The organism is Ruegeria sp. HKCCD7296, assembly GCF_013110775.1.
Taxonomy (GTDB): Bacteria; Pseudomonadota; Alphaproteobacteria; order Rhodobacterales; family Rhodobacteraceae; genus Ruegeria.
The window spans coordinates 22,973-45,509 of sequence record NZ_WVRF01000024.1 but is presented as its reverse complement, the minus strand read 5'-3'; the positions used below and the strand labels follow the sequence as shown (position 1 = coordinate 45,509).

Genomic DNA, 22,537 nt, shown 5'->3' with positions numbered 1-22,537 from the left:
CGCGAAGGCGGCCGCACCGTCGGCGCCGGCGTTGTGTCGAAAATCATCGAGTAATTCGCGTCAGCGAATGATCAGACGGAAAGGGCGTCCTTCGGGCGCCCTTTTTCTTTTTCGGAAACGTCCACCGGGATGCTAAGCTCTTTCGTATTGAAATATTGCAATTCGAAAGAGGTCATAAGATGTACGTATCGGCACGTTCGCTCTGTCTTGTTGCGGCAATTGCTTTTTCATCTAGTCCGGCGTGGTCCCAACAAATCGCGGATCGCATTTACCTAGGCGGTCCAATCGTCACGATGCATGACGATGACCCCTCTGCCGAGGCGGTCGCGGTCAAAGACGGGCGCATTCTGGCTGTTGGATCGCTGTCTGACCTGTCTGTGCATCAAGGTGATGGAACGGAAACATTCGATTTGAACGGACGGGCGATGCTGCCGGGCTTCGTGGACAGCCACGGACATGTTGTCATGGGAGGATTGCAGGCGCTGTCAGCCAACCTTCTCGCGCCACCCGATGGCGAGGTCGTTGATATCGCAAGTCTGCAATCCACGCTGACTGACTGGGCCGAGGAGAATGCGCAGGCCGTTGAACAGGTCAAAATGATCATTGGCTTTGGCTACGACAATGCTCAACTGCAGGAATTGCGCCACCCTACACGGCAAGAACTGGACGTGGTGTCCGAAGACTTGCCTATCATCATCATTCATCAGTCCGGGCATCTGGGTGTCGCAAATTCCAAAGCTCTGGAGTTGGCAGGCATCACCGCCGCTTCTGAGGCACCACCCGGTGGTGTAATTCAGCGTGATGAAGCAGGAGAGCCAAACGGTGTTCTGGAAGAATACGCCTTCTTTTCGGTTCTCGTACCCATGTTGGGAAATCTGGGTGAGGACGGCTTGGCTGCCTTCGCCCGAGCTGGAACCGAACTTTGGGCAAAGTTTGGATATACGACCGGACAAGAAGGCCGTTCTTCTGGCGAAATTGTAGAAGTTCTTAGGAAAGTTGCGGCCGAAGACGGACTTCCAATCGACGTTGTAGCGTTTCCGGATGTTCTAGAGGCCAGGGAATTTATCGGTGCCAATACCTCAGAGGACTATGAAGACCGGGTTCGGGTCGGGGGCTGCAAGCTTACGATTGACGGCTCGCCTCAGGGTTTTACTGCGTTGCGGGATCGACCCTATTTTGATCCGGTTGGAAATTATGCTGCCGGGTATGCGGGATATGCAGCCATTACAATGGAGCAACTCCAAGATGCCGTGAACTGGTGTTACGAAAACGGCTTTCAGATTTTGGTGCATTCTAATGGTGAAGGGGCCTCTGACATGCTGATTGCCGCATTGGAAGAAGCGCAGATGAAGTATGGTGACCCCGGCAACCGTCCGGTTCTGGTGCACGGTCAGTTCTTACGAGAAGACCAGGTTGCCAGCTTCAAGCGCCTTGGCGTGTTCCCGTCCCTTTTCCCGATGCACACATTCTACTGGGGGGACTGGCACCGGGATCACACCGTCGGGCCGGTCAATGCCGACAACATCTCACCCACCGGGTGGCTGCGCGAACGGGACATGATGTTTGGTACGCATCATGATGCCCCGGTGGCCTTTCCAGACAGCATGCGGGTCCTTGCGGCAACGGTCACGCGTCGCACACGGTCGGGCGACATTTTGGGCCCGCATCAGAGGGTGGATGTCATGACCGCCCTGAAGGCCATGACGATTTGGCCCGCATGGCAACACTTTGAGGAAGATGAGAAGGGTTCGATCGAAGTGGGGAAGGTCGCCGACTTTGTGATCTTGTCCGACGATCCAACATCCGTCGACCCCGAGACGTTGGCCGAACTGGAGGTGCTTGTGACTGTCAAAGGGGATGAAGTTGTCTATGAAGCCCAAGAGGGTGTCAAAGAAGGCAATCTGCAGTTTTCACCTTTTTCGAATGACCCGGTGATTGCGCATGTTTTCTTGCATGCGATCTATCAGGGAATGAAGGTAGAAGAGCCGTGGCTTGTACGGAATTAGGCTAGGGGTTTAGATTTCGGTTGCTTGAAGCCCTGAAATAGTCATGCCTGACCAAAACGCGTCGTTCAGCGTTGAGCTGATCGCACCGATCGCAACGGAAATAGGCCTGCGCTTCGCGACCCGCGGAGGCGACCGCACCGTCGGCGCTTGCGTTGTCTCGAAAATCATCGAGTAAGGCGCGCTTGCCGCAACTCGGTTGAACTAAAGAAGGCCGTCCCATATCGGGGCGGCCTTTTCTTGCAACAGCTTATAAATCAGGCTTTTGCGTTCAGTCCGTGGACACTGGGACAGCCTTGGGGAAAGTCCACGTTCCATCAAGGATTTCGGGACCAGGTTGGTACAGGCGCACTGCATAGTTCCACCCATCTGTCAACGGGATGCAGTTTACGCGTCCGTCACCGCATCCGCCAAGATGAACAGTCATGCTGCCGTCATCGTTTTCCGCGCCTGAAACAGAGTTTACATTGTAGACGCCGGTTTCGTTTTCCTCAAAAAAGCCATCCGCGTTGTAGACGCTGATGGACCAAAAGGCGTCCACCGGGACCGCAGCCGGGATATCGATTTTATATTCACCAACAGGGCGATTGGGGTCAATCGACAGATAGAAGGCGGATTCTTCCGGCAATCCCCCCCAGCCAAAAGCAGCGCCCAGAAAGTGGCGGATGGGGTCCACTTCACTTTTGGGACCAAACGTGGCCCGGCTATCAGGAATAAACCGGCTGAGCGATAGCGCAGCTTGCAATACGCCATCAAAACTTTTCTCGTCATAATTAGGCGAGATAAAGGGTTTTGCGGACTTTGCCTCTAAAGTGATTTTGTCTTGCAAAGCAGAAACTTCCGCGATGTCATCGGGATCGCTGGCATCCACTAGAAGCCTCACAATCATCACGACAAAAGGGGTGTCGAACGTGTCAAAATCCAATTCATAGGTTCCAGCGCCCAGAAACACCTTGTTCATATAGTGATCCTGATTGACGATCTGGGCCGAGATGTAGCGGTTCACTCCGTCCGGTAAGGTGAGGGTTGCTCCTTCGGTGATGTCAATGACTGCCATACTGTAAAGGGTGTCCCGATTCATGCGGATCGTGGGTTGTTGGTCAATCGGGGTAGGTTCTCGAATGTGCAAAACTTTGTTGATACCGCCAGATAGTGCCACGTATTTCCCAAACTCGATATCCGTGGCGGCCCGTACAAAATTGTCGACCGTGACAGGAACATTGCGACTGTCAAAGAACTTTCTCAGGTCATTCGATGCGCCTTGTGCGGCAGAATCGTCAAAAGGCATTGTCAGTGCAGCGCCAAGGAGCACAGCAGTTGCAACATGCTTAAGCATCGTGATTCTCCTTTGGTAAAAATGGGTCGACCACTATCCCACGGGGGTGCCAGTTCAATTTGGTCTATGACTATCCGAGACAGAGTTTAATGATTGCGGCTTTCGTATGCATTGAGGTAAATCAAAGGCTGACCCGCGATGACGAGCAAGCGCCTCACTATCGGGTAGCTGCCTCGAGCAGTGTTGAAATTTCCCCCCTTGCCAAACCCCACCAATCCCACTAATACGCGCGAGTTCTCAATAAGAACATCAAGGCGGGATGATTCCCGCCTTTTGGGTTCGAAGAGGGTTGGCGATGCGCGTCTGTCCTCCTCTCAACCTCAACGCCTGATAAAAGGCTGTTAATATGCAAAGCCAAAACATCCGTATTCGGCTGAAGGCATTTGACTATCGCGTTCTGGATGCCAGCACGCAAGAGATCGTCAACACTGCCAAGCGGACCGGCGCGAACGTGCGCGGCCCGATCCCGCTGCCGAACAAGATTGAGAAGTTCACGGTTCTCCGTGGCCCTCACGTTGACAAGAAATCCCGCGACCAGTTCGAGATCCGCACGCACAAGCGTCTGCTCGACATCGTTGATCCGACCCCCCAGACCGTAGACGCGCTGATGAAGCTCGACCTCGCTGCTGGTGTGGACGTTGAGATCAAGCTGCAGTCGTAAGATCGGAGGGTATAGATTATGCGCTCTGGTATTATCGCAAAAAAAGTTGGCATGACCCGCCTGTTCATGGAAGACGGCAAGCAGATCCCTGTGACCGTTCTTCACCTGGACAACCTGCAGGTCGTTGCACAGCGTACCGCTGACAAAGACGGCTACACCGCCGTTCAGCTGGGCGCCGGTGCTGCCAAGGCAAAACGCACCTCGAAGGCCATGCGCGGCCACTACGCCGCTGCAAAGGTCGAGCCCAAGCGTAAGCTGGCCGAGTTCCGCGTCTCTGAAGATGGCCTGATCGAAGTGGGCGCCGAGATTTCGGCAGAACACTTCCTGGAAGGTCAGAAAGTTGACGTTTCGGGTACCTCGATCGGTAAAGGCTTTGCCGGTGCAATGAAGCGCCACAACTTTGGTGGTCTGCGCGCCTCGCACGGTGTTTCGATCAGCCACCGTTCGCACGGTTCGACCGGTCAGTGTCAGGATCCGGGCAAGGTGTTCAAAGGCAAGAAGATGGCCGGTCACATGGGTGCTGCCCGTGTAACCACCCAGAACCTGGAAGTTGTCAAAACCGACGCCGACCGGAACCTGGTCTTCATCAAAGGCGCCGTTCCCGGACCGAAATCGGGCTGGGTCACCGTCAAGGACGCCGTGAAGAAGAAAGCACCGGAAGGCCTGCCTTTCCCGGCTGCTGTGAAATCGGCTGCAACCGAAGCACCTGCGGAAGAAGCTCCCGCGGAAGGTGGTGAAGCATGAAACTTGATGTAATCAAACTGGACGGCGGCAAAGCCGGCGACATCGAGCTGAACGCCGATCTGTTCGGTCTCGAGCCGCGTTCGGACATCCTGCACCGTGTGGTCCGTTGGCAGCGTAACAACGCGCAGGCCGGCACCCACAAGGTCAAGACCCGCTCGGAAACCAGCTACTCGACCAAGAAGATCTATCGCCAGAAGGGCACCGGTGGCGCACGCCATGGTGACCGCAACGCGCCGATCTTCCGCAAGGGTGGTATCTACAAGGGCCCGACCCCTCGTTCGCACGGCCACGACCTGCCGAAGAAGTTCCGCAAGCTTGGCCTGCGCCACGCTCTGTCGGCAAAAGCCAAAGCAGGTGAACTGGTTGTGATCGAGAACGCCGAAGCCGAAGGCAAGACCGCTGCTCTGGCCAAACAGGTTGCAAACCTGGGCTGGAAACGTGCTCTGGTCATCGACGGCGCGACCGTGAACGAAGGGTTCCTGAAAGCGTCCAAGAACATCGAAGGTCTGGATATCCTGCCGTCGATGGGCGCAAACGTCTATGACATCCTCAAGCGTGACACCCTGGTGCTCACCAAAGCGGCTGTCGAAGCACTGGAGGCTCGTCTGAAATGAGCGCGAAGGCAGAACACTACGACGTGATCCGCAAGCCGATCATCACCGAAAAGTCGACCATGGCGTCCGAAAACGGCGCGGTTGTCTTTGAAGTGGCGATCGACAGCAACAAGCCGCAGATCAAAGAGGCCGTTGAGGCTCTGTTTGGTGTGAAGGTCAAGGCGGTGAACACCACCGTGACCAAAGGCAAGGTCAAGCGTTTCCGCGGCCAGCTGGGCCGTCGGAAAGACGTCAAAAAAGCATATGTGACCCTGGAAGAGGGCAACACAATCGATGTGAGCACCGGTCTTTGATCCGACGCTTACTGCGACTATTTACGGCCTCGGCGGTTCAACCCGCCGGGGCCGATTTCGTTTCGGACCCTGAAATTGAGCGGGCGCAGGTGCTGGAACGGATGCGGGTATTCAGCACCGAACCTTATTTCCAGATTGCTGACGAGCATTTGGGGCTTTTGTCTGTTTTCGATGATTTGAAATATGACCGGGCCGACGTAGACATGATCTCTCCGGCGATGCGTCGTCATGTGGTCGGCAAGCTTGGCCCATTGGGGTTCCGTCAGACCTCTGGTACGGTGCTTGAACACGCCGAGGCGGACATGCGCGTACACATCCCCAAATTCCACGCCTTGGGCGCGTCGCCGTTTGACATTGCGCGCTACACAGACAAGCGCCCGCAGGATTACTGCCTGCTGACCCCCACACAAGTTGCTTGCCAGTTCGTGGACCACTACGAGCTGGACGGTGCCGTGCAGCGGATCGAGTTGCTTGTTAAGAAACACCCGATCAACTTACTAAAACTGGCTGACTATCTGGAAGGGAAACCCAAGCACCGCGCGTTTCGCGAGGTATTAGGATACATCAAGCGTCAGCAGCGGTTGGCTGTGGAATCCGAACCTCTCTGCCGCAGGCGGTCTTTAGGGTAGGGGCCATGAGGTCGCTGAAGTTGTGGAGACACATTCCAGCCAGCTTATGAGGTGCCAGATGGCATTTGTGCTGCTTATGACAGTGCACCGGCTGCTCCTGTTGGGTGACAAACGACGCAGAGCCCGAATTTAGCGCCTTACAGCCGCTTTCGACCTTCTCGAGAGACCATGGGTCATCCGGCGCTGTCTGATCGCACTGTGGGCTTCTGGTTGAAACAGAAAAGGCGCCCTGTGGCGCCTTTGTGTTTTTGCTTCGGGTATCCGCGATTATGAGCAATAAACGTGCTTGTGCGCGATGTCCGCGATATCACAGCGACGGACGCCGATGTCATCCAGCTCGCGGTTGGTCAGGTTTTGCAGTTCGCGGTAAGTGCGCTGATACTCAGCCGCACGGGCGCGCGCGGTTTTCATCCGTTCGATCATGTTTGCAATCCGGGCGCTGAAGCCGAAGCCGGAGTGTGTCAGTGTAGCAGTTGTCATCTTCTTATTCCTTTCTCAAATCAGGGCGTATTCCCTGACGTTTCCTTTTTCGTGTTCCTTCATTGGACAAGCGTGAAATAGGGTTGAGAGGTATCGCTAACAACCGAGTTTTCGGTCTACCGGCTATGCGTTTTCGGTATGTCCAACGTCAATCCTTGCGCAGAACGGATAGGAATAGTTTCATCGTTTCTCATCCTTTTAACACAATGGATCAAAGCGACACGTCAGTTGGTGTTAAAGGCAAGAAAAAAACGCCCCCGACCAAAGTCAGAGGCGTTCTTGGAAATTCTCGAAGGCTTCGCGCTTAGCCGCGTTCTTCGACGATCTCTACCAGATGCGGGATCTTGCGGATCATACCACGAACCGAAGGAGTATCTTCCAGCTCACGGGTTTTGTGCATCTTGTTGAGGCCCAGGCCGATCAGGGTTGCGCGCTGTTCGGCGGGGCGGCGGATCGGTGAACCGACCTGCTTGACGACGATGGTTTTTGCCATGGGTCGCTCTCCTTATGCTTCTGCTTCAGCAGCAGCCGGTGCTTCGTCCCGCTTGGGCAGGATGTCGGCAACTTTTTTACCACGACGCGCGGCAACCGAACGCGGGCTCTGCTCTTTCTGCAGGCCGTTGATGGTGGCGCGGATCATGTTGTACGGGTTCTGCGAGCCCAGCGACTTGGACACAACGTCCTTAACGCCCAGCATTTCGAACACGGCACGCATCGGACCACCGGCGATGATACCAGTACCTTCAGGTGCGGTGCGCATAACCACTTTACCAGCGCCGTGACGGCCTTCGATGTCGTGGTGCAGGGTCCGACCTTCGCGCAGCTGCACGCGGATCATTTGACGCTTGGCTTGTTCGGTCGCCTTACGGATGGCCTCAGGTACTTCTTTCGCTTTACCTTTGCCAAAGCCGACGCGGCCTTTCTGATCGCCGACAACCACCAGAGCGGCGAAGCCAAAGCGCTTACCACCTTTTACGGTTTTCGACACGCGGTTGATTGCGACCAGACGATCTGCAAATTCCGGTGCTTCTTCACGGTCGCGGCCACGGCCCCGACGGTTTTCACGTTCTGCCATTTGGCATCCCTTTTCTCATGTGGCGCTTGTGACGCCGTTTGCTTCAATCCAAGTGAGCCCCGACTGTTGCCGAGGCCCCCGGATCATCGGGGCAGCCGCAAAGCTGCCCGCAAGTCTTAGATCTTCAGACCACCTTCACGCGCAGCGTCGGCAACTGCCTTCACTTTGCCGTGGAACAGGAAGCCACCACGATCGAAATAGGCCTCTTCGACGCCTGCCTTCTTGGCACGCTCGGCGATGGCTGCGCCCACTTTGGTGGCCGCTTCGACGTTGTTCTTGCCAACAACACCCAGATCTTTCTCCAGGGTCGAGGCCGAGGCCAGGGTCACGCCACGAACGTCGTCGATCAGCTGAACGCTGATGTTTTTGTTCGAACGGTGAACCGACAGGCGTACACGGCCGGCGTTGACTTTGCGAAGTTTGTTCCGAACGCGCAGGCGGCGCTTCAGAAACAGGGTTCTTTTGCTGTTTGCCATTGTTTGCGTCCTTACTTCTTCTTGCCTTCCTTGCGGAAGATGAACTCGCCCTTATAGCGGATGCCCTTGCCTTTGTACGGCTCGGGACGGCGCCACTCGCGGATTTTGGCCGCGGTTTCGCCCACCAACTGCTGGTCGATACCTTCCACAACGATTTCGGTCTGCTTCGGCGCGGTGATGGTGACACCTTCCGGAGCAGTGAAATCAACATCGTGGCTGTAGCCCAGGTTCAGTTTCAGGGTGTTGCCCTGCATCTGAGCCCGGTAACCGACACCCTGGATCTCCAGCTCTTTTTTGAAGCCTGTGGTCACACCGGTTACCAGGTTGGCAACCATGGTGCGGCTCATGCCCCACTGCTGGCGGGCACGCTTGGACATGCCACGGGGGTCGATCTTGACCACGTTGTCTTCAACCGACAGCGTTACGTCGTCGGTGGCGGTGAAGCTGCGGGTGCCTTTCGGACCTTTCACTTCGATGGTCTGGCCGGACACAGAGGCGGTAACGCCGCTGGGCAGCTCGACCGGTTTTTTACCAATACGAGACATTGCAGACCTCCTTAGAAGACGGTGCAGAGCACTTCGCCGCCAACATTGTTGGAGCGAGCGTTTGCGTCCGACATCACACCTTTCGGAGTGCTGACAATCGACACGCCCAGACCCTGACGGACCTGCGGGATGTCATTGACGCCCATGTAAACACGACGACCGGGCTTTGAGACCCGCTTCAGTTCGCGAATAACAGGGGTGCCTTCGTAGTACTTCAGGCTGATTTCGATGGCCGGATGACCGTTTTCGCCGGTCGTCTTTTCATAGCCACGGATGTAGCCTTCGTCCGCCAGCACATCCAGAACCCAACCGCGCAGCTTGGAAGCCGGGGTGGAAACGGTGGATTTGCCGCGCAGTTGCGCGTTGCGGATACGGGTGAGCATATCGCCGATAGGATCATTCATATCTATGTCTCCCTTACCAGCTCGATTTCACCATGCCGGGGATCTGACCAGCAGAACCCAGCTCGCGCAGCGCGATACGGCTGACCTTCAGCTTACGGTAGTAAGCGTGGGGACGACCGGTCAGCTGACAACGGTTGTGCAGACGGGTAGCCGAGCTGTTGCGCGGCAGTTTCGCCAGTTTCAGACGCGCCTTGAAGCGCTCTTCCATCGGGCGGCTCTCGTCATTCGCGATTTCTTTCAGCTCGGCACGCTTTGCGGCATATTTGGCCACCAGGCGTTCGCGCTTCTTCTCGCGTTCGATCATTGCTTTTTTAGCCATGTCTCAATCCTCCCGGCGCTTACGCGTTGAATGGCATGTTGAATGCTTTCAACAGGCTCTTCGCTTCAGCGTCGGTTTTCGCTGTGGTGGCAATTACGATATCCAAGCCCCAGACCTCGTCGACCTTGTCGAAGTCGATTTCCGGGAACACGATGTGCTCTTTCATGCCCATGGCAAAGTTGCCACGACCATCGAAAGACGGCTTAACACCGCGGAAGTCACGAACGCGCGGCAGCGCGATGGTGATCAGACGATCCAGGAATTCGTACATCCGGTCGCCGCGCAGGGTCACTTTTGCACCCAGCGGCATGTCTTCACGGACGCGGAAACCCGCGATCGACTTCTTCGCCTTTGTTGCAACGGCCTTTTGACCAGCAATCGCAGTCAGATCCTCGACAGCAGCTTTCGCTTTCTTCGAGTCTTTGACCGCCTCAGCACCACAACCGATGTTCAGAACGATTTTTTCCAGCTTGGGCAGCTGCATGTCGTTCTTATAGCCGAACTCTTCTTTCAGAGCGGCACGGATGGTTTCAACGTACTGAGCTTTCAGACGCGGGGTGTAGGTTGCGTTATCAAGCATCGATCACGTCCCCTGTGGTCTTGGCGAAGCGGACCTTCTTGTCACCTTCCATGCGGAAGCCAACGCGGGTTGCTTTGCCGTTCTTGTCCAGCAGCGCCAGGTTAGACAACTCGATCGGGTTTGCCTGAGGCAGGCGACCACCTTGCGAGGTTTGCGACTGACGGGTGTGGCGGATGGCGATGTTGATGCCATCGACAACAGCTTTACCGGCTTTCGGGTCAACCGAGGAAATGGTTCCCTCTTTGCCCTTATCCTTGCCGGCCAGCACGACGACCTTGTCGCCTTTGCGGAGTTTAGCAGCCATGATTACAGCACCTCCGGAGCCAGCGAGATGATTTTCATGAAGTTCTTGCCACGCAGTTCGCGAACAACGGGGCCAAAGATACGGGTACCTACGGGCTCGTTGTTGTTGTTCAGGATGACGGCGGCGTTGCGATCAAAACGGATCGCGGTGCCGTCTTCGCGACGGACTTCTTTGGCGGTGCGTACGACGACGGCCTTGCGGACGTCACCTTTCTTCACGCGGCCGCGCGGGATGGCTTCCTTCACCGAGACGACAATGATGTCGCCAACGGAGGCGTATTTACGCTTGGAACCACCCAGGACCTTGATGCACTGAACTCGGCGTGCGCCGGAGTTGTCAGCAACATCCAGATTGGTCTGCATCTGGATCATGTGGTTTCTCCCGACCTGTGGGGGCTGGTCTTGTTAAATCCCCCAGGGTTTCGACAAATGAAACATCCCGGAAGCTTATGCTTCCAGAACTTCCCAACGTTTCGTCTTCGATTTCGGCGCGCATTCGATGATGCGTACGGTGTCGCCGACCTTGAAGGCGTTCTTTTCGTCGTGAGCCCGGTATTTCTTGGACTTACGAACGGTTTTTTGCAGCAGCGGGTGCTTGAAGCGGCGTTCGACAGATACGGTTACGGTCTGTTCGTTGGCGTCGCTGGTCACGGTGCCTTGCAGGATACGCTTGGGCATCTGATTACTCCTCGGATGCCGCGGCAGCGGCCTTTTCGTTCAGAATGGTTTTGACGCGGGCAGCATTGCGGCGGGCCGCTTTGATACCAGCTGTATTTTCCAGCTGACCGGTTGCCTGTTGAAAGCGCAAGTTAAAGCTTTCTTTCTTCAGGTTGGCCAGTTCCTCGCGGAGCTGGTCCGGGGTCTTGTCACGCAGTTCTTGGGCGTTCATCGCCTTTTTCCTTTGCTCAAAACACCAGAAGGCCCCCTTGCAGGGTCACCTTGGACCTGGTGGATGAATGATAGACATGCGAATCCCCCGACTCGGCCGGGGGACTTGCAGGATGCCGCCGTATAAGGGTTTAGGGGGTGGGTGGCAAGGGAAAGTTTAGGGCGCACACTCCAACGGTGGATCGAGGCTTACAATACAATTGAAAGTCAGAAGTTTCAGTCTGAAAGGCTGATCGGCAAGCCATTAAAGCCTAGTACGAAGAACAACAGCAATAATTGGGGCCGCAATGTCGTCCACCACAACTCGAGTAAGTGAAAGTCTTCAGCCCGACCCTGTCAACGCTATCTGCTGGAGGGTTTGCATAGACGTGTAAGCTAGCTGTGCACATACGACGGGAAGCACCAGTAATTTGGCTGTCACTGGTTCTAGAAGCGGCACTTGCACATATCTCCGCACAGGTGGGTGCAGTGTTGTCGCAAGTACGTGGGATCGCAGTAACCCAAGCATCTTTAGGTGAAAGCGCCACACAAGTTGCTTGAGCTTGTATTTGCCCCAACAAGCTTGCCGGATCCCAAGAAGAAGCTACTGCATCGCTTGCGAGTTTTTCGAAATCTACTTCCTGAAATGGTCGTTCGTCTGCACTTTGTAAGCGGTCGTTTATCTCTTCAGCTCTGGCCGCTATTTCTTCCGCCCTTCGATGCTCAGCTTCTATAAATGCGACAACGGAGTCCGGGACTCTTGCTTCAAATTCGACCTCGACTGCTCGTGTCAGCGAGTTTCCAACCACACCTGCGAATTCGTCGCTCTCCAAGTATTCATTAACTGGAGTAGTAAGCGCGCTAGGTACAATCTCCGACAAAGCCTGGGGTACCGTAACTGGAAGAAGCTCCTGAACAACAACTTCAACCTTTTCTTCGATAGAAGCTGTCACCTGTCTACCAATCAATGAATTAATGCTAATGGCACCGCCAACCCCGAGCACTGCTGTGACGAGGCCAAGAACCGCAAGCGAACTATTTCGCGCCTTCTCAGACTTCGCATCCGAATAACTCCGCAGTTCAGACTTTATGTCTCCCAGTTCTTGTGAAAGCTCAGCCTTTGTTTTCTGGATTTCCAATGAAACTTTGGGGTCTATTTCCGCCATCTCTCGTTCCCAAATAACTATTTCTCAATGTCGCCATAGTAACAAAGAAATCACCGAACTCAAAAAATGCAGAAAGAGGAACCGATGGCTCACTCCCACTTGTAGTTGAAGCTGACGCTGATCCGTTCGTCCTCGGCCATGTTCATCGGCACCTCGTGGCGCAGCCAGCTTTCCCACAGTAGGACATCCCCCACCTGAGGCTTCATATAAATGAACGGCTGCAATTCCCGCCGACCACCTTTGAGACGCGTCGGCGCTGCCATCATGCGGCCTGAGCGCGGATCTTCCAGCTTCAACGCGCTCGCCCCTTCGGGCATCGCGACATAGGTCGTGCCCGAGATCACGCTGTGCGGGTGCAGGTGGCTGGAGTGCATACCACCTTCGGGCAGGATGTTGATCCAAAGATCCTCAAGCTTCAGCTCCCCTTCACCCAGATCAAACTCCAGATCCTTGGCAAAGGTCGCCACGTGTTGATCCAGCACTTTCACCAGATCGGCAAAAATCGGGAACCGCCAGGGCAGATCGGTCAACGAGGCATAGCTGGTGTAGCCGGGGTAGCCGTTTTCTTCGCACCAATCCTGTCCGGCCTCATCATCTTCCGCGATAACAAGGCAAGAGTTTTCAAGCTCCTCCGAGTCTATTTTGGGATCAAACTCGGACAAAGCTGCGCGATAGAGACGGGTAACGAAAAGTGATTCAATCTGTGCCATGCGTCCTGTCTTAGACCAGTGATGCGGGGAAGGCGATGGCGGAATTGCGAGGCTCTGCCTCGCGCTCCGAGGTATTTTTGGCCAGATGAAAAATGGATTCCTGCTTCATCTGGCTAAAACTACCCCGGGGGAGGCGTGGCTTGCCGCGGCGGGGGCAGCGCCCCCAACATAAAACCCCCGCCGGTGTCCCGACGGGGGGCAATCTTTTTGCGAACTGGGCCTTAGCCCCAATCGCTTACCAGTCTTCGCGAACCACGACGCGGGTCTTGATCGGCAGCTTCATCGCAGCCAGGCGCAGGGCCTCGCGGGCGATGTCGTCATTGACGCCGTCGATCTCGAACATCACGCGACCAGGCTTGACCTTGCAAACCCAGCGGTCCACCGAACCCTTACCTTTACCCATACGAACTTCGATCGGCTTTGCAGTGACCGGAGTGTCGGGGAAGATACGGATCCAGACACGACCCTGACGTTTCATGTGACGGGTCATGGCACGACGTGCAGCTTCGATCTGACGCGCGGTGACGCGTTCAGGCTGCAGAGCTTTCAGACCGTAAGTGCCAAAGTTCAGATCAGAGCCGCCTTTGGCTTCACCCTTGATCCGGCCTTTGTGCATCTTGCGGAATTTTGTACGCTTTGGTTGAAGCATCTCAATTCCCCCTTAGCGACGGCCGCCTGCACCGCGAGGTGCCGGACCATCCTGGAGTTCCTGTGCTTTACGGTCACGTGCCTGCGGATCGTGCTCCATGATCTCACCTTTGAAGATCCAGACCTTGATCCCGATGATCCCGTAAGGGGTCATCGCTTCGGCATGTGCGTAATCGATGTCGGCACGCAGGGTGTGCAGAGGCACGCGGCCTTCGCGGTACCACTCGGTCCGTGCGATTTCGGCACCACCCAGACGACCAGCGACGTTCACCCGGATACCCAGGGCGCCCATGCGCATGGCGTTCTGAACGGCACGTTTCATCGCGCGGCGGAACGAGACACGGCGTTCCAGCTGCTGAGCGATCGACTCGGCAACCAGTTGACCGTCGAGTTCCGGCTTGCGCACTTCGACGATGTTCAGGTGCAGTTCGCTGTCGGTCATCTTGGCCAGCTTCTTGCGCAAAACTTCGATGTCTGCACCCTTCTTGCCGATGATGACACCCGGACGTGCGGTGTGGATCGTGACGCGGCACTTCTTGTGCGGACGTTCGATGATCACACGTGCAACACCGGCCTGCTTGCACTCTTTGTTGATGAACTCACGGATCTTGATGTCTTCCAGCAGAAGATCACCGTAGTCCTTGGTATCAGCGTACCAGCGGCTGTCCCAGGTGCGGTTGACCTGAAGGCGCATGCCGATCGGATTGACTTTATGTCCCATTAGGCTTGCTCCTCAACTTGACGCACCTTGATGGTGATCTCCGAGAACGGCTTCATGATCTTGCCGAAACGGCCACGGGCGCGCGGACGACCGCGCTTCATGACCAGGTTCTTGCCAACCCATGCTTCGGCGACGATCAGTTCGTCAACGTCCAGGTTGTGGTTGTTTTCGGCATTCGCGATTGCGGACTGCAGGCACTTCTTGACGTCCTGCGCGACACGCTTGTTCGAGAAAGTCAGGTCGGTCAGAGCCTTCTCAACTTTCTTGCCGCGGATCATTTGCGCAACCAGGTTCAGTTTCTGCGGGCTGGTGCGAAGCATGCGCGTTTTCGCCATTGCTTCGTTTTCAGCCACGCGGCGGGGGTTCTTTTCCTTGCCCATGACTTACTTCCGCTTCGCTTTTTTGTCTGCGGCGTGGCCATAATAGGTACGGGTCGGCGAGTATTCACCGAACTTCTGACCAATCATGTCTTCCGAGACGTTGACGGGAATGTGCTTCTGGCCGTTGTACACACCAAAGGTCAGACCCACGAACTGGGGCAGAATGGTGGAACGACGCGACCAGATTTTGATGACTTCGTTGCGGCCCGACTCGCGCGCTGCTTCGGCTTTTTTCAGCACGTAAGCATCGACGAAAGGACCCTTCCAAACAGAGCGAGACATAGATTAACGTCCCTTCTTCTTGGCGTGCCGCGAGCGGATGATCAGCTTCTGGGACGCTTTGTTCTTGTTGCGGGTACGCTTACCCTTGGTGTCCTTACCCCACGGTGTAACCGGTGTACGGCCACCCGAGGTACGACCTTCACCACCACCGTGCGGGTGATCGATCGGGTTCATTGCAACACCACGAACCGACGGACGAACGCCTTTGTGGCGCATACGGCCGGCTTTACCGAGGTTTTGGTTGCTGTTGTCGGGGTTGGACACGGCACCAACGGTGGCCATGCATTCCTGACGGACCATGCGCAGCTCGCCCGAGCTCAGACGGATCTGAGCGTAGCCGCCATCGCGACCAACGAACTGAGCGTAAGTACCGGCCGCACGTGCGATCTGACCACCTTTGCCAGGCTTCATCTCAATGTTGTGGACGATGGTACCAATGGGCATGCCCGAGAACGGCATTGCGTTGCCCGGCTTGATGTCGGCCTTGGCGGATGCCACGACCTTGTCACCAACAGCCAGACGCTGCGGAGCCAGGATATATGCCTGCTCGCCGTCTTCGTATTTTACCAGTGCGATGAATGCGGTCCGGTTCGGGTCATATTCGATCCGCTCGACGGTTGCCGCGACATCAAATTTGTTCCGTTTGAAGTCAACGATCCGGTAGAGACGCTTTGCGCCACCGCCGCGGCGGCGTGAAGTGATCCGTCCGGTGTTGTTCCGGCCGCCCGATTTGGTCAAACCCTCAGTGAGAGACTTGACCGGACGTCCTTTCCAAAGCTCCGAACGGTCGATCAGCACCAGCCCGCGCTGGCCCGGCGTCGTCGGCTTGTACGACTTGAGTGCCATGCTTTCTGTCTTCCGTTTAGCAAGTGCAGGGGATTTCCCCGCTATGTGATAGGCCCCCGTAGGTGCCAAGGGTATAGGGCCCCGAAGGTCCCCGGTTACAAATATCAGAGGCCCCGGAACGAATCCGAGGCCGCAAGATTGGGAGCGTTTAGCAGTGTTGGGGGTGGGTGTCTATAGGGTGGAGCGCCTATTTTGGTTAACCGAGCAAAAAGCGCATTGCCCTCACTGTTTCAGGTTTCTTAACCAACCACTCACAATTTCTTGGCAAACTTTCGCCGGGACACATGCAATGTTCATCGACCAGAACACCTACCAGATAGCCTTCGATGCCTACCTGAGAAAAGGCACCCCAATTGAGCTTGCGCTTAAACAGGACAAATCGACGGGATTCTATATCTGGCGAACCCGCGGCGACAACAAAGTACGATCATCTCATGCCGCCCAGGATGGTAAGGTTTTTGCTTGGGGCAGCCCGCCCTCTACTGGTCATCCCGGTGAAGGATTTGGATGTCGGTGCAAAGCTGAACCATTTGTTCCAGCTGTAAGTGAATCGCTGAACGTGCAAATGGTAGGTGTGACCGACAGTGGCAGACCATGGACCAACCGCGATTTCATCAATCACTATCGGAACGGCAACGGGGTACCCGTCAGGGTGCGAGATATTGGCCACCTCCGAAAAGCCGTTAACGAATATTGGGGCACCGTCTCCAATCGACTGGTTGGCCAAATCGCAGATGCCGCTCGTATACAAACACCTGGTCAATTTTCCTATCCGTTCACGAATATCTATCAGATGCAGCACATTGTATTCAGTATTGGACACACGACAATCGAAGGGGAAGCAAAGGGTCAAGTCACTTTTCAGAAGAACGGTACCCTTCGCATAAGTGGTGATTGCGACTTTGAACTTGTCGACGAATTCGCCGATCCATTGGATATAGGAATTGAACTGCCGGGAGGCACCCCATATCCAGTCTTAGATAGCTGGTCAGCGCGAATGTCAGGCACAATCGTTGCGGACAGAAACAAAAGCTGGATTCGTTTCGATGGCTAATGTGAGTACAATCATCTCACGGTTGGCTACAGGTGCAAGATACCTCCTTCTGACACTCAGTGCGTTTTTTATCATTCTAGTGCTGGCATATTCGGCTCTGTTTCTGCGACACCGTATCGAAGAATATGGATCCTGTGTGCGCTTGCCTAACGGCGTGATCGTCTCCTATCAGGCTCTGTTTGACCTCTCTCGGCCGTTTGGAACTCCAGTTCCGGTTGTCCGGGACCCAGGCTTTCAAATTTTGTCAGTCGGCAACGATGAGAGACTCGTTTTCTCAAAGACAACTGTTTTTTGGGTCGATATCGATGAGCGTCAGGGCTCAGCGACCGGCCTTGTTTTCCAACCGGATGTCGGCCTCGTTACCCGCTCCGAGAACCGGGCTTTATACTCTGACATAATCGGCGAAGCCGGAGAATGGCTTGAACAAGGGGAACGGTTAAACAACACCAACGTTCTAGGTGTGCTTTACGCACTTAAGAATGACCCCGGGTACCAAGCGCCTTCTTGCCCAGTGCCTTTGGTCATCTGGTAAACACGAACAAAAAAAAACCGCTTTCGCAGGGGTTTTTATCTCTCTCACCAAAAACGGGTTCGATCAAAGCCCGTGGGCACGTCGATGCTGTAGCCTTCCTCTAGGGTTCACGTGTTTTCCCAGCTGTTCACCCAAGCACGGGACAAGGTCGAAGGCCGCCGCGCCAGCGACTGCCCGTCCCGGCGGGCTAGCGCTTTGGGGACGTTTGCGCCTCGCTATGAACTCGGATGTATCTGGCACCATAAAGCGCACTGATCAGGCGTGACAGCGCCATCCCACGGGCAGTTGCTGGCGCGGCTCATCGCTCCGCTGGAACAGTCAGGATCAGGGACGGGTTGCCCCTCACCCATACAATGCGCGGGCTTCGGCGAAGGACAGCAGGCGACGGCTTTGCTCATCCCACAGATGTAGCCGTGCGTTGGCGAGGCTTTCGCGGATGGTCATCCGGTTGCTGTTGGCCAGCTCATCATGATCGCGCAGCACTTCGGGCAGGCGATAAAAGGGAATACGGCTGTAGAGGTGATGCACGTGGTGGATGCCGATATTGGCGGTGAACCACTGCAAGACCGACGGCAATATATAATGAGAGCTTCCGTGCAGCGCCGCTTCGTGCAGCTGCCAGTTCTCATCCGACTCCCAATGTGTGTCCTCGAACTGGTGCTGCACGTAGAACAGCCATACTCCGGCGGCTGCGGCAATCAGGGTTGAGGGCAGGAAGATCAGCAGCATCGGCATCAGGCCGCCAAAATAATAGACCGTCAGTAATATGGCCAGAATGGCGACATTGGTGGCCATGGCGCTGACCCAGAACCTGACGCTGTCGGTCAGGCCCAAGGGTAGGCGGTTCTGAAACAGAAACAGATAGCCGGGGCCAAACACGAACAGGGTGATCGGATTCCGATAGACGCGATACCAGAACCGGTTCATTGGCGTTTTGGCTTGATACTCGGCCACAGTCAGGGTGTGGATATCGCCCATCCCGCGCTTGCCCAGATTGCCCGAGCTGTTGTGATGCGTGGAATGCGTGCGACGCCAGACATCATAAGGTGTCAGGGTCAGAACGCCGATTCCGCGCCCGATCCAGTCACTGACCGTCCGGTTCTTGAAGAACGCGCCGTGTCCGCAATCATGCTGGATGGCAAAAAGGCGCAGCAGAAAGGCCGCATTGAGCACGGAAATCGCAAAGGCCAGCCAATAGCTGACAGACAGCGACATCCAGGACAACGCCCAAAGCGCGAAGAAGGGAACAATGCTGACGCCCAACTCGAACGTGCTTCGCAGTTGGTCCGGTTCGCGATATTTGGCAAGCGTTGTTACCCAGTCACGTGCGGCGGTTGTCTCCGGCTTGTCCCGAAGCGAGTGAGAAGGGTGAGTCATGCGCCTGCCAGTCTGGTGTTTACAGGCATCCCGATAGACTACCACTCCGGTATGGCAAGGGGTTTCTGCCAAAGTTGGTGGAATTCGTGCTCAAATAACGGTTAGAAACCGGCGAGGTCGCCCTTTTGGGAGCAGTTTACAGTCTGGTTCGGGTACCTTTGACTGCGCCGCAGAGCGGACGGCAATCTACAGACTTGCCAAGCTTGGCCATCGGGCCTATACGCCTGCGGTGGCTTTCCGCCATGAGAATCAAAACCAAGAAATGCCGTGTTTGGCCCATCACGCTTCGGGGGTCATATCCGGCTTAGGAGAAGCGAAATGAAACTGAACGAATTGCGCGACAATCCAGGCGCCGCACCTAAACGCACTCGCGTTGGCCGTGGTCCGGGTTCTGGCAAAGGTAAAATGGGTGGTCGTGGTATCAAAGGCCAGAAATCCCGCTCGGGTGTGGCCATCAATGGCTACGAAGGCGGTCAGATGCCATTGTACCAGCGTCTGCCCAAGCGTGGCTTCAGCAAGCCGAACCGCAAGGCATTCGCCGTTGTTAACCTGGGCCTGATCCAGAAGTTTGTCGAAGCCGGCAAGCTGGACGCTTCGGCTGCGATCACCGAAGACGCTTTGGTTGCGTCCGGTCTGGTCCGCCGCAAGCTGGACGGTATCCGCGTTCTGGCCAAAGGCGAAATCAGCGCCAAAGTGAACCTGGAAGTAACCGGTGCTTCGAAGTCTGCCGTTGAGGCAGTTGAAAAAGCGGGCGGTTCACTGAAGGTCACAAAAGCTGCTGCGGCAGAGTAATCGCTTGTGAGCGGGCCAAGACCCGCTTACATAGACCTCAGAGTTTTCCAAGACGCCGTCCGAGCCGGAAAACGGTTCCGGGCGGCGTTTGCATAAGAGAGACCGATTTATGGTATCAGCAGCAGAACAAATGGCAGCCAATACAAGCTGGGCTGCTCTGGGCAAAGCCACCGATCTGCGCAACCGCATCCTGTTCACGCTGGGTTTGCTGATCGTCTATCGCCTAGGCACTTTTATTCCGGTGCCGGGGATTGACGGGCAGGCGCTGCGCGAGTTCATGGAGCAGGCGGGGCAAGGCATCGGCGGCATGGTTTCGATGTTCACCGGCGGTGCGCTGGGGCGGATGGGTATCTTTGCCCTCGGCATTATGCCCTATATCTCGGCCTCGATCATCGTGCAGCTGCTGACATCCATGGTTCCCGCGCTTGAACAACTCAAGAAAGAGGGCGAGCAGGGCCGCAAGAAGATCAACCAGTACACCCGGTTCGGTACCGTGGCCTTGGCCACTGTACAGGCCTATGGTCTGGCGGTTTCGCTTGAAGCTGGTGATTTGGCGACAGATCCGGGGCTGTTCTTCCGCATGTCGACCATGATTACTCTTGTTGGCGGCACCATGTTCCTGATGTGGCTGGGTGAACAGATCACCGCGCGCGGCATCGGCAATGGTATCTCGCTGATCATCTTTGTGGGCATCATTGCTGAGGTTCCGGCAGCACTGGCACAGTTCTTTGCTTCGGGTCGTTCGGGTGCAATCAGCCCCGCAGTGATCGTTGGGGTGATCGTGATGGTCATCGCCGTGATTACCTTCGTGGTGTTCATGGAGCGCGCGCTGCGCAAGGTTCACATCCAGTACCCGCGCCGTCAGGCCGGGATGAAAGTCTATGAGGGCGGATCCAGCCACCTTCCGGTCAAAGTCAACCCGGCAGGCGTGATCCCTGCAATCTTTGCCAGCTCGTTGCTGTTGCTGCCGGTGACAATCTCGACCTTCTCGGCGGGTGCCACAAACGGACCGATCATGTCGTGGATGCTGGCCAACTTTGGCCCCGGACAGCCGCTGTATCTGCTGTTCTTTGCGTCGATGATCGTGTTCTTTGCATATTTCTACACGTTCAACGTGGCGTTCAAACCCGATGATGTTGCGGACAATCTGAAAAAGCAAAACGGTTTTGTACCGGGTATCCGCCCGGGTAAGAAGACCGCCGAGTATCTGGAATACGTGGTCAACCGCGTGCTGGTTCTGGGTTCAGCCTATCTGGCAGCGGTTTGCCTGCTGCCCGAGATTCTGCGGAACCAGTTCGCCATCCCGTTCTATTTTGGCGGCACCTCTGTTCTGATTATCGTCTCTGTGACTATGGACACGATCCAACAGGTGCAGAGCCATTTGCTGGCGCATCAATACGAAGGGCTGATCGAAAAGTCACAACTGCGCGGTAAGAGCAAGAAACGCGGCAGGAAGGGACCCGCTCGTCGATGAACATCATTCTTCTTGGCCCTCCGGGCGCTGGTAAAGGGACGCAGGCGCGTCACCTGGTTGAAACACGCGGCATGGTGCAGCTGAGCACCGGCGACATGTTGCGCGAAGCCAAAACCTCGGGCACCGAGATGGGCCAGAAGGTTGCGGCGATCATGGATGCGGGCAAGCTGGTCACAGACGAAATCGTGATCGGCCTGATCGAAGAGAAGCTGACAACTGAAACCGGTGCTGGTTTCATTTTTGACGGCTTCCCGCGCACGCTGGCTCAGGCCGATGCCCTGTCGGCATTGCTGACCAAGCTGGGCCAGTCCTTGCACACAGTGATCGAGATGCGTGTGGATGACGAAGCCTTGGTGCAGCGGATCACTGCGCGTTCGACCTGTGGTGGTTGTGGTGAGGTTTATAACGATATCACCAAGCCGATCCCGGCCGACGGCAAATGTACCAATTGTGGCAAGGAAAACGATTTCCAGCGCCGCGCAGACGACAACGAAGACAGCCTGCGCACGCGCCTGATGGAATACTACAAAAAGACCTCGCCGCTGATCGGGTATTACTATGCCAAAGGCGATCTGCGCCCGGTCAATGGCCTGGCCGAGATCAAAGAAGTGACCGCCTCTATTGAGGCTATTCTCGGCTGACTTCAGGTTGGGGCTTGACGGCCCCACCAAAAGCCCATATCGACCCCCATCCCTAAAGGGAATCAAGTCTGCGTGAGGGATTCGCCCCAAACGCCCCGACCACCTCGAATAATGCTGGACCCTCTGGCGACACTGCCACGGTCAAGCGTTGTGAAAAAAGGTTCTGGAGTTACGGAACCGCAACGAAAAGGAAAGTTACACGTGGCACGTATTGCCGGCGTAAACATCCCGACTGCAAAGCGGGTACCAATCGCCCTCACATATATCACCGGTATCGGCAACACTTCGGCCAAAGCAATCTGCGAAGCCGTGGGCATTGAAGCGACTCGTCGCGTCAATGAACTGTCCGACGCCGAAGTTCTGGCCATCCGCGAACACATCGACGCCAACTACACCGTCGAAGGTGATTTGCGTCGTGAAGTTCAGATGAACGTCAAGCGCCTGATGGACCTGGGCTGCTATCGCGGTCTGCGTCACCGCCGCAACCTGCCGGTTCGCGGTCAGCGCACCCACACCAACGCTCGTACCCGCAAAGGCCCCGCAAAGGCCATCGCTGGTAAGAAGAAATAAGGGAGGGTCTGACTG

33 protein-coding genes and 1 pseudogene are annotated in these 22,537 nt (G+C 55.9%); 13 read left to right on the top strand and 21 right to left on the bottom strand.

The features are described from left to right. Positions 1-179: 179 nt before the first annotated feature. A complete protein-coding gene (locus tag GS632_RS21085; RefSeq protein WP_171722423.1) occupies positions 180-2,006 on the top strand; it encodes an amidohydrolase in 1,827 nt (608 codons plus the stop codon). Between the two features lie 34 nt (positions 2,007-2,040). Further along, a pseudogene (gene tuf, locus GS632_RS21080) lies at positions 2,041-2,181 on the top strand (elongation factor Tu); the annotation flags it as partial. A gap of 93 nt (positions 2,182-2,274) precedes the next feature. On the opposite strand, the gene GS632_RS21075 reads toward tuf, so the two are convergent. Further along, entirely contained in the window at positions 2,275-3,339 is a 1,065-nt protein-coding gene (locus GS632_RS21075) for a DUF1214 domain-containing protein (protein ID WP_216601886.1), read from the bottom strand. A 346-nt stretch (positions 3,340-3,685) separates the two neighbouring features. Between GS632_RS21075 and rpsJ the strand changes: the two genes are divergently transcribed. Genes rpsJ through GS632_RS21050 form a run of 5 tightly spaced genes read left to right on the top strand, consistent with a single transcriptional unit; the run spans position 3,686 to position 6,280 of the window. Next, positions 3,686-4,000: a 30S ribosomal protein S10 gene (gene rpsJ / locus GS632_RS21070; protein WP_008756422.1), complete on the top strand. Its 315-nt coding sequence runs from the start codon at positions 3,686-3,688 to the stop codon at positions 3,998-4,000. 18 nt (positions 4,001-4,018) lie between these two features. Next, on the top strand, positions 4,019-4,744 hold the full coding sequence (gene rplC, locus GS632_RS21065; RefSeq protein ID WP_170574972.1) for a 50S ribosomal protein L3: 726 nt from the start codon (positions 4,019-4,021) through the stop codon (positions 4,742-4,744). Further along, positions 4,741-5,358: a 50S ribosomal protein L4 gene (gene rplD, locus GS632_RS21060; RefSeq protein WP_171722424.1), complete on the top strand. Its 618-nt coding sequence runs from the start codon at positions 4,741-4,743 to the stop codon at positions 5,356-5,358. Before rplC ends, rplD begins: the two co-directional genes overlap by 4 nt. Continuing rightward, entirely contained in the window at positions 5,355-5,651 is a 297-nt protein-coding gene (locus tag GS632_RS21055; RefSeq protein ID WP_008757532.1) for a 50S ribosomal protein L23, read from the top strand. The genes rplD and GS632_RS21055 overlap by 4 nt, the downstream gene beginning before the upstream one ends. Then, complete coding sequence (locus tag GS632_RS21050; protein WP_171722425.1) at positions 5,648-6,280, top strand: hypothetical protein; 633 nt, start codon at positions 5,648-5,650, stop codon at positions 6,278-6,280. Before GS632_RS21055 ends, GS632_RS21050 begins: the two co-directional genes overlap by 4 nt. A gap of 267 nt (positions 6,281-6,547) precedes the next feature. On the opposite strand, the gene GS632_RS21045 is transcribed toward GS632_RS21050, so the two are convergent. From GS632_RS21045 to rplB, 19 genes are all read right to left on the bottom strand, one after another. Continuing rightward, positions 6,548-6,760: a DUF1127 domain-containing protein gene (locus tag GS632_RS21045; protein ID WP_171181592.1), complete on the bottom strand. Its 213-nt coding sequence runs from the start codon at positions 6,758-6,760 to the stop codon at positions 6,548-6,550. 304 nt (positions 6,761-7,064) lie between these two features. Beyond that, positions 7,065-7,253 (bottom strand): 50S ribosomal protein L30, encoded by a 189-nt coding sequence (gene rpmD / locus GS632_RS21040; RefSeq protein ID WP_170613764.1) that lies wholly within the window; start codon positions 7,251-7,253, stop codon positions 7,065-7,067. Positions 7,254-7,265: 12 nt separating this feature from the next. After that, positions 7,266-7,835, bottom strand: coding sequence for a 30S ribosomal protein S5 (gene rpsE, locus GS632_RS21035; protein ID WP_155148691.1), 570 nt, complete (start codon positions 7,833-7,835; stop codon positions 7,266-7,268). A gap of 116 nt (positions 7,836-7,951) precedes the next feature. Beyond that, a complete protein-coding gene (rplR, locus tag GS632_RS21030; RefSeq protein ID WP_039523386.1) occupies positions 7,952-8,311 on the bottom strand; it encodes a 50S ribosomal protein L18 in 360 nt (119 codons plus the stop codon). Positions 8,312-8,322: 11 nt separating this feature from the next. Continuing rightward, positions 8,323-8,856: a 50S ribosomal protein L6 gene (gene rplF / locus GS632_RS21025; protein WP_170467582.1), complete on the bottom strand. Its 534-nt coding sequence runs from the start codon at positions 8,854-8,856 to the stop codon at positions 8,323-8,325. Between the two features lie 11 nt (positions 8,857-8,867). After that, positions 8,868-9,260 (bottom strand): 30S ribosomal protein S8, encoded by a 393-nt coding sequence (gene rpsH / locus GS632_RS21020; RefSeq protein WP_171181595.1) that lies wholly within the window; start codon positions 9,258-9,260, stop codon positions 8,868-8,870. Between the two features lie 13 nt (positions 9,261-9,273). Continuing rightward, entirely contained in the window at positions 9,274-9,579 is a 306-nt protein-coding gene (gene rpsN, locus GS632_RS21015; protein WP_068340744.1) for a 30S ribosomal protein S14, read from the bottom strand. 19 nt (positions 9,580-9,598) lie between these two features. Continuing rightward, a complete protein-coding gene (gene rplE / locus GS632_RS21010) occupies positions 9,599-10,159 on the bottom strand; it encodes a 50S ribosomal protein L5 (protein WP_171181607.1) in 561 nt (186 codons plus the stop codon). Further along, entirely contained in the window at positions 10,152-10,463 is a 312-nt protein-coding gene (gene rplX / locus GS632_RS21005; protein WP_171092002.1) for a 50S ribosomal protein L24, read from the bottom strand. The genes rplE and rplX overlap by 8 nt, the downstream gene beginning before the upstream one ends. A gap of 2 nt (positions 10,464-10,465) precedes the next feature. Then, positions 10,466-10,834 carry a 50S ribosomal protein L14 gene (gene rplN, locus GS632_RS21000; RefSeq protein ID WP_008757934.1) on the bottom strand — a complete coding sequence of 123 codons (369 nt, stop codon included), beginning with the start codon at positions 10,832-10,834 and terminating at the stop codon, positions 10,466-10,468. 75 nt (positions 10,835-10,909) lie between these two features. After that, positions 10,910-11,140: a 30S ribosomal protein S17 gene (rpsQ, locus tag GS632_RS20995; protein ID WP_171181609.1), complete on the bottom strand. Its 231-nt coding sequence runs from the start codon at positions 11,138-11,140 to the stop codon at positions 10,910-10,912. Between the two features lie 4 nt (positions 11,141-11,144). Beyond that, the gene (gene rpmC, locus GS632_RS20990) at positions 11,145-11,351 is read right to left on the bottom strand and encodes a 50S ribosomal protein L29 (RefSeq protein ID WP_010437082.1); all 207 of its coding nucleotides are present in this window, start codon (positions 11,349-11,351) and stop codon (positions 11,145-11,147) included. A 250-nt stretch (positions 11,352-11,601) separates the two neighbouring features. Then, positions 11,602-12,495: a hypothetical protein gene (locus GS632_RS20985; RefSeq protein WP_171722426.1), complete on the bottom strand. Its 894-nt coding sequence runs from the start codon at positions 12,493-12,495 to the stop codon at positions 11,602-11,604. Between the two features lie 89 nt (positions 12,496-12,584). Beyond that, on the bottom strand, positions 12,585-13,205 hold the full coding sequence (locus GS632_RS20980; protein ID WP_171722427.1) for a 2OG-Fe(II) oxygenase family protein: 621 nt from the start codon (positions 13,203-13,205) through the stop codon (positions 12,585-12,587). Positions 13,206-13,440: 235 nt separating this feature from the next. Next, positions 13,441-13,854, bottom strand: coding sequence for a 50S ribosomal protein L16 (gene rplP / locus GS632_RS20975; protein ID WP_117872242.1), 414 nt, complete (start codon positions 13,852-13,854; stop codon positions 13,441-13,443). 12 nt (positions 13,855-13,866) lie between these two features. Then, complete coding sequence (rpsC, locus tag GS632_RS20970; protein ID WP_171091997.1) at positions 13,867-14,574, bottom strand: 30S ribosomal protein S3; 708 nt, start codon at positions 14,572-14,574, stop codon at positions 13,867-13,869. Then, positions 14,574-14,954 carry a 50S ribosomal protein L22 gene (gene rplV, locus GS632_RS20965; RefSeq protein ID WP_039538267.1) on the bottom strand — a complete coding sequence of 127 codons (381 nt, stop codon included), beginning with the start codon at positions 14,952-14,954 and terminating at the stop codon, positions 14,574-14,576. The genes rpsC and rplV overlap by 1 nt, the downstream gene beginning before the upstream one ends. Positions 14,955-14,957: 3 nt before the next feature. Next, positions 14,958-15,236, bottom strand: coding sequence for a 30S ribosomal protein S19 (gene rpsS / locus GS632_RS20960; protein WP_005980699.1), 279 nt, complete (start codon positions 15,234-15,236; stop codon positions 14,958-14,960). Positions 15,237-15,239: 3 nt separating this feature from the next. Further along, positions 15,240-16,082: a 50S ribosomal protein L2 gene (gene rplB / locus GS632_RS20955; RefSeq protein WP_008757664.1), complete on the bottom strand. Its 843-nt coding sequence runs from the start codon at positions 16,080-16,082 to the stop codon at positions 15,240-15,242. 289 nt (positions 16,083-16,371) lie between these two features. Between rplB and GS632_RS20950 the strand changes: the two genes are divergently transcribed. Continuing rightward, on the top strand, positions 16,372-17,136 hold the full coding sequence (locus tag GS632_RS20950; RefSeq protein WP_171722428.1) for a phage minor head protein: 765 nt from the start codon (positions 16,372-16,374) through the stop codon (positions 17,134-17,136). Beyond that, positions 17,129-17,668, top strand: a complete 540-nt coding sequence (locus tag GS632_RS20945; protein ID WP_171722429.1) for a hypothetical protein — start codon at positions 17,129-17,131, stop codon at positions 17,666-17,668. Before GS632_RS20950 ends, GS632_RS20945 begins: the two co-directional genes overlap by 8 nt. Positions 17,669-18,010: 342 nt before the next feature. On the opposite strand, the gene GS632_RS20940 is transcribed toward GS632_RS20945, so the two are convergent. After that, the gene (locus tag GS632_RS20940; RefSeq protein ID WP_171181618.1) at positions 18,011-19,045 is read right to left on the bottom strand and encodes a fatty acid desaturase; all 1,035 of its coding nucleotides are present in this window, start codon (positions 19,043-19,045) and stop codon (positions 18,011-18,013) included. A gap of 318 nt (positions 19,046-19,363) precedes the next feature. On the opposite strand from GS632_RS20940, the gene rplO reads away from it, so the two are divergent. From rplO to rpsM, 4 genes are all read left to right on the top strand, one after another. Then, positions 19,364-19,837, top strand: coding sequence for a 50S ribosomal protein L15 (rplO, locus tag GS632_RS20935; protein WP_171091991.1), 474 nt, complete (start codon positions 19,364-19,366; stop codon positions 19,835-19,837). 109 nt (positions 19,838-19,946) lie between these two features. Further along, a complete protein-coding gene (secY, locus tag GS632_RS20930) occupies positions 19,947-21,311 on the top strand; it encodes a preprotein translocase subunit SecY (protein WP_171181620.1) in 1,365 nt (454 codons plus the stop codon). Next, positions 21,308-21,952 (top strand): adenylate kinase, encoded by a 645-nt coding sequence (locus GS632_RS20925; RefSeq protein ID WP_171181622.1) that lies wholly within the window; start codon positions 21,308-21,310, stop codon positions 21,950-21,952. Before secY ends, GS632_RS20925 begins: the two co-directional genes overlap by 4 nt. A 201-nt stretch (positions 21,953-22,153) precedes the next feature. Beyond that, entirely contained in the window at positions 22,154-22,522 is a 369-nt protein-coding gene (gene rpsM, locus GS632_RS20920) for a 30S ribosomal protein S13 (RefSeq protein WP_170328762.1), read from the top strand. Positions 22,523-22,537: the final 15 nt, after the last annotated feature.

Excerpts from the sequence above, each read along its gene's own strand:
- GS632_RS21085 (WP_171722423.1), top strand. The coding sequence starts at position 180 with ATGTACGTATCGGCACGTTCGCTCTGTCTTGTTGCGGCAATTGCTTTT.
- GS632_RS21075 (WP_216601886.1), bottom strand. The coding sequence starts at position 3,339 with ATGCTTAAGCATGTTGCAACTGCTGTGCTCCTTGGCGCTGCACTGACA.
- rpsJ (WP_008756422.1), top strand. The coding sequence starts at position 3,686 with ATGCAAAGCCAAAACATCCGTATTCGGCTGAAGGCATTTGACTATCGC.
- rplC (WP_170574972.1), top strand. The coding sequence starts at position 4,019 with ATGCGCTCTGGTATTATCGCAAAAAAAGTTGGCATGACCCGCCTGTTC.
- rplD (WP_171722424.1), top strand. The coding sequence starts at position 4,741 with ATGAAACTTGATGTAATCAAACTGGACGGCGGCAAAGCCGGCGACATC.
- GS632_RS21055 (WP_008757532.1), top strand. The coding sequence starts at position 5,355 with ATGAGCGCGAAGGCAGAACACTACGACGTGATCCGCAAGCCGATCATC.
- GS632_RS21045 (WP_171181592.1), bottom strand. The coding sequence starts at position 6,760 with ATGACAACTGCTACACTGACACACTCCGGCTTCGGCTTCAGCGCCCGG.
- rpmD (WP_170613764.1), bottom strand. The coding sequence starts at position 7,253 with ATGGCAAAAACCATCGTCGTCAAGCAGGTCGGTTCACCGATCCGCCGC.
- rpsE (WP_155148691.1), bottom strand. The coding sequence starts at position 7,835 with ATGGCAGAACGTGAAAACCGTCGGGGCCGTGGCCGCGACCGTGAAGAA.
- rplR (WP_039523386.1), bottom strand. The coding sequence starts at position 8,311 with ATGGCAAACAGCAAAAGAACCCTGTTTCTGAAGCGCCGCCTGCGCGTT.
- rplF (WP_170467582.1), bottom strand. The coding sequence starts at position 8,856 with ATGTCTCGTATTGGTAAAAAACCGGTCGAGCTGCCCAGCGGCGTTACC.
- rpsH (WP_171181595.1), bottom strand. The coding sequence starts at position 9,260 with ATGAATGATCCTATCGGCGATATGCTCACCCGTATCCGCAACGCGCAA.
- rpsN (WP_068340744.1), bottom strand. The coding sequence starts at position 9,579 with ATGGCTAAAAAAGCAATGATCGAACGCGAGAAGAAGCGCGAACGCCTG.
- rplE (WP_171181607.1), bottom strand. The coding sequence starts at position 10,159 with ATGCTTGATAACGCAACCTACACCCCGCGTCTGAAAGCTCAGTACGTT.
- rplX (WP_171092002.1), bottom strand. The coding sequence starts at position 10,463 with ATGGCTGCTAAACTCCGCAAAGGCGACAAGGTCGTCGTGCTGGCCGGC.
- rplN (WP_008757934.1), bottom strand. The coding sequence starts at position 10,834 with ATGATCCAGATGCAGACCAATCTGGATGTTGCTGACAACTCCGGCGCA.
- rpsQ (WP_171181609.1), bottom strand. The coding sequence starts at position 11,140 with ATGCCCAAGCGTATCCTGCAAGGCACCGTGACCAGCGACGCCAACGAA.
- rpmC (WP_010437082.1), bottom strand. The coding sequence starts at position 11,351 with ATGAACGCCCAAGAACTGCGTGACAAGACCCCGGACCAGCTCCGCGAG.
- GS632_RS20985 (WP_171722426.1), bottom strand. The coding sequence starts at position 12,495 with ATGGCGGAAATAGACCCCAAAGTTTCATTGGAAATCCAGAAAACAAAG.
- GS632_RS20980 (WP_171722427.1), bottom strand. The coding sequence starts at position 13,205 with ATGGCACAGATTGAATCACTTTTCGTTACCCGTCTCTATCGCGCAGCT.
- rplP (WP_117872242.1), bottom strand. The coding sequence starts at position 13,854 with ATGCTTCAACCAAAGCGTACAAAATTCCGCAAGATGCACAAAGGCCGG.
- rpsC (WP_171091997.1), bottom strand. The coding sequence starts at position 14,574 with ATGGGACATAAAGTCAATCCGATCGGCATGCGCCTTCAGGTCAACCGC.
- rplV (WP_039538267.1), bottom strand. The coding sequence starts at position 14,954 with ATGGGCAAGGAAAAGAACCCCCGCCGCGTGGCTGAAAACGAAGCAATG.
- rpsS (WP_005980699.1), bottom strand. The coding sequence starts at position 15,236 with ATGTCTCGCTCTGTTTGGAAGGGTCCTTTCGTCGATGCTTACGTGCTG.
- rplB (WP_008757664.1), bottom strand. The coding sequence starts at position 16,082 with ATGGCACTCAAGTCGTACAAGCCGACGACGCCGGGCCAGCGCGGGCTG.
- GS632_RS20950 (WP_171722428.1), top strand. The coding sequence starts at position 16,372 with ATGTTCATCGACCAGAACACCTACCAGATAGCCTTCGATGCCTACCTG.
- GS632_RS20945 (WP_171722429.1), top strand. The coding sequence starts at position 17,129 with ATGGCTAATGTGAGTACAATCATCTCACGGTTGGCTACAGGTGCAAGA.
- GS632_RS20940 (WP_171181618.1), bottom strand. The coding sequence starts at position 19,045 with ATGACTCACCCTTCTCACTCGCTTCGGGACAAGCCGGAGACAACCGCC.
- rplO (WP_171091991.1), top strand. The coding sequence starts at position 19,364 with ATGAAACTGAACGAATTGCGCGACAATCCAGGCGCCGCACCTAAACGC.
- secY (WP_171181620.1), top strand. The coding sequence starts at position 19,947 with ATGGTATCAGCAGCAGAACAAATGGCAGCCAATACAAGCTGGGCTGCT.
- GS632_RS20925 (WP_171181622.1), top strand. The coding sequence starts at position 21,308 with ATGAACATCATTCTTCTTGGCCCTCCGGGCGCTGGTAAAGGGACGCAG.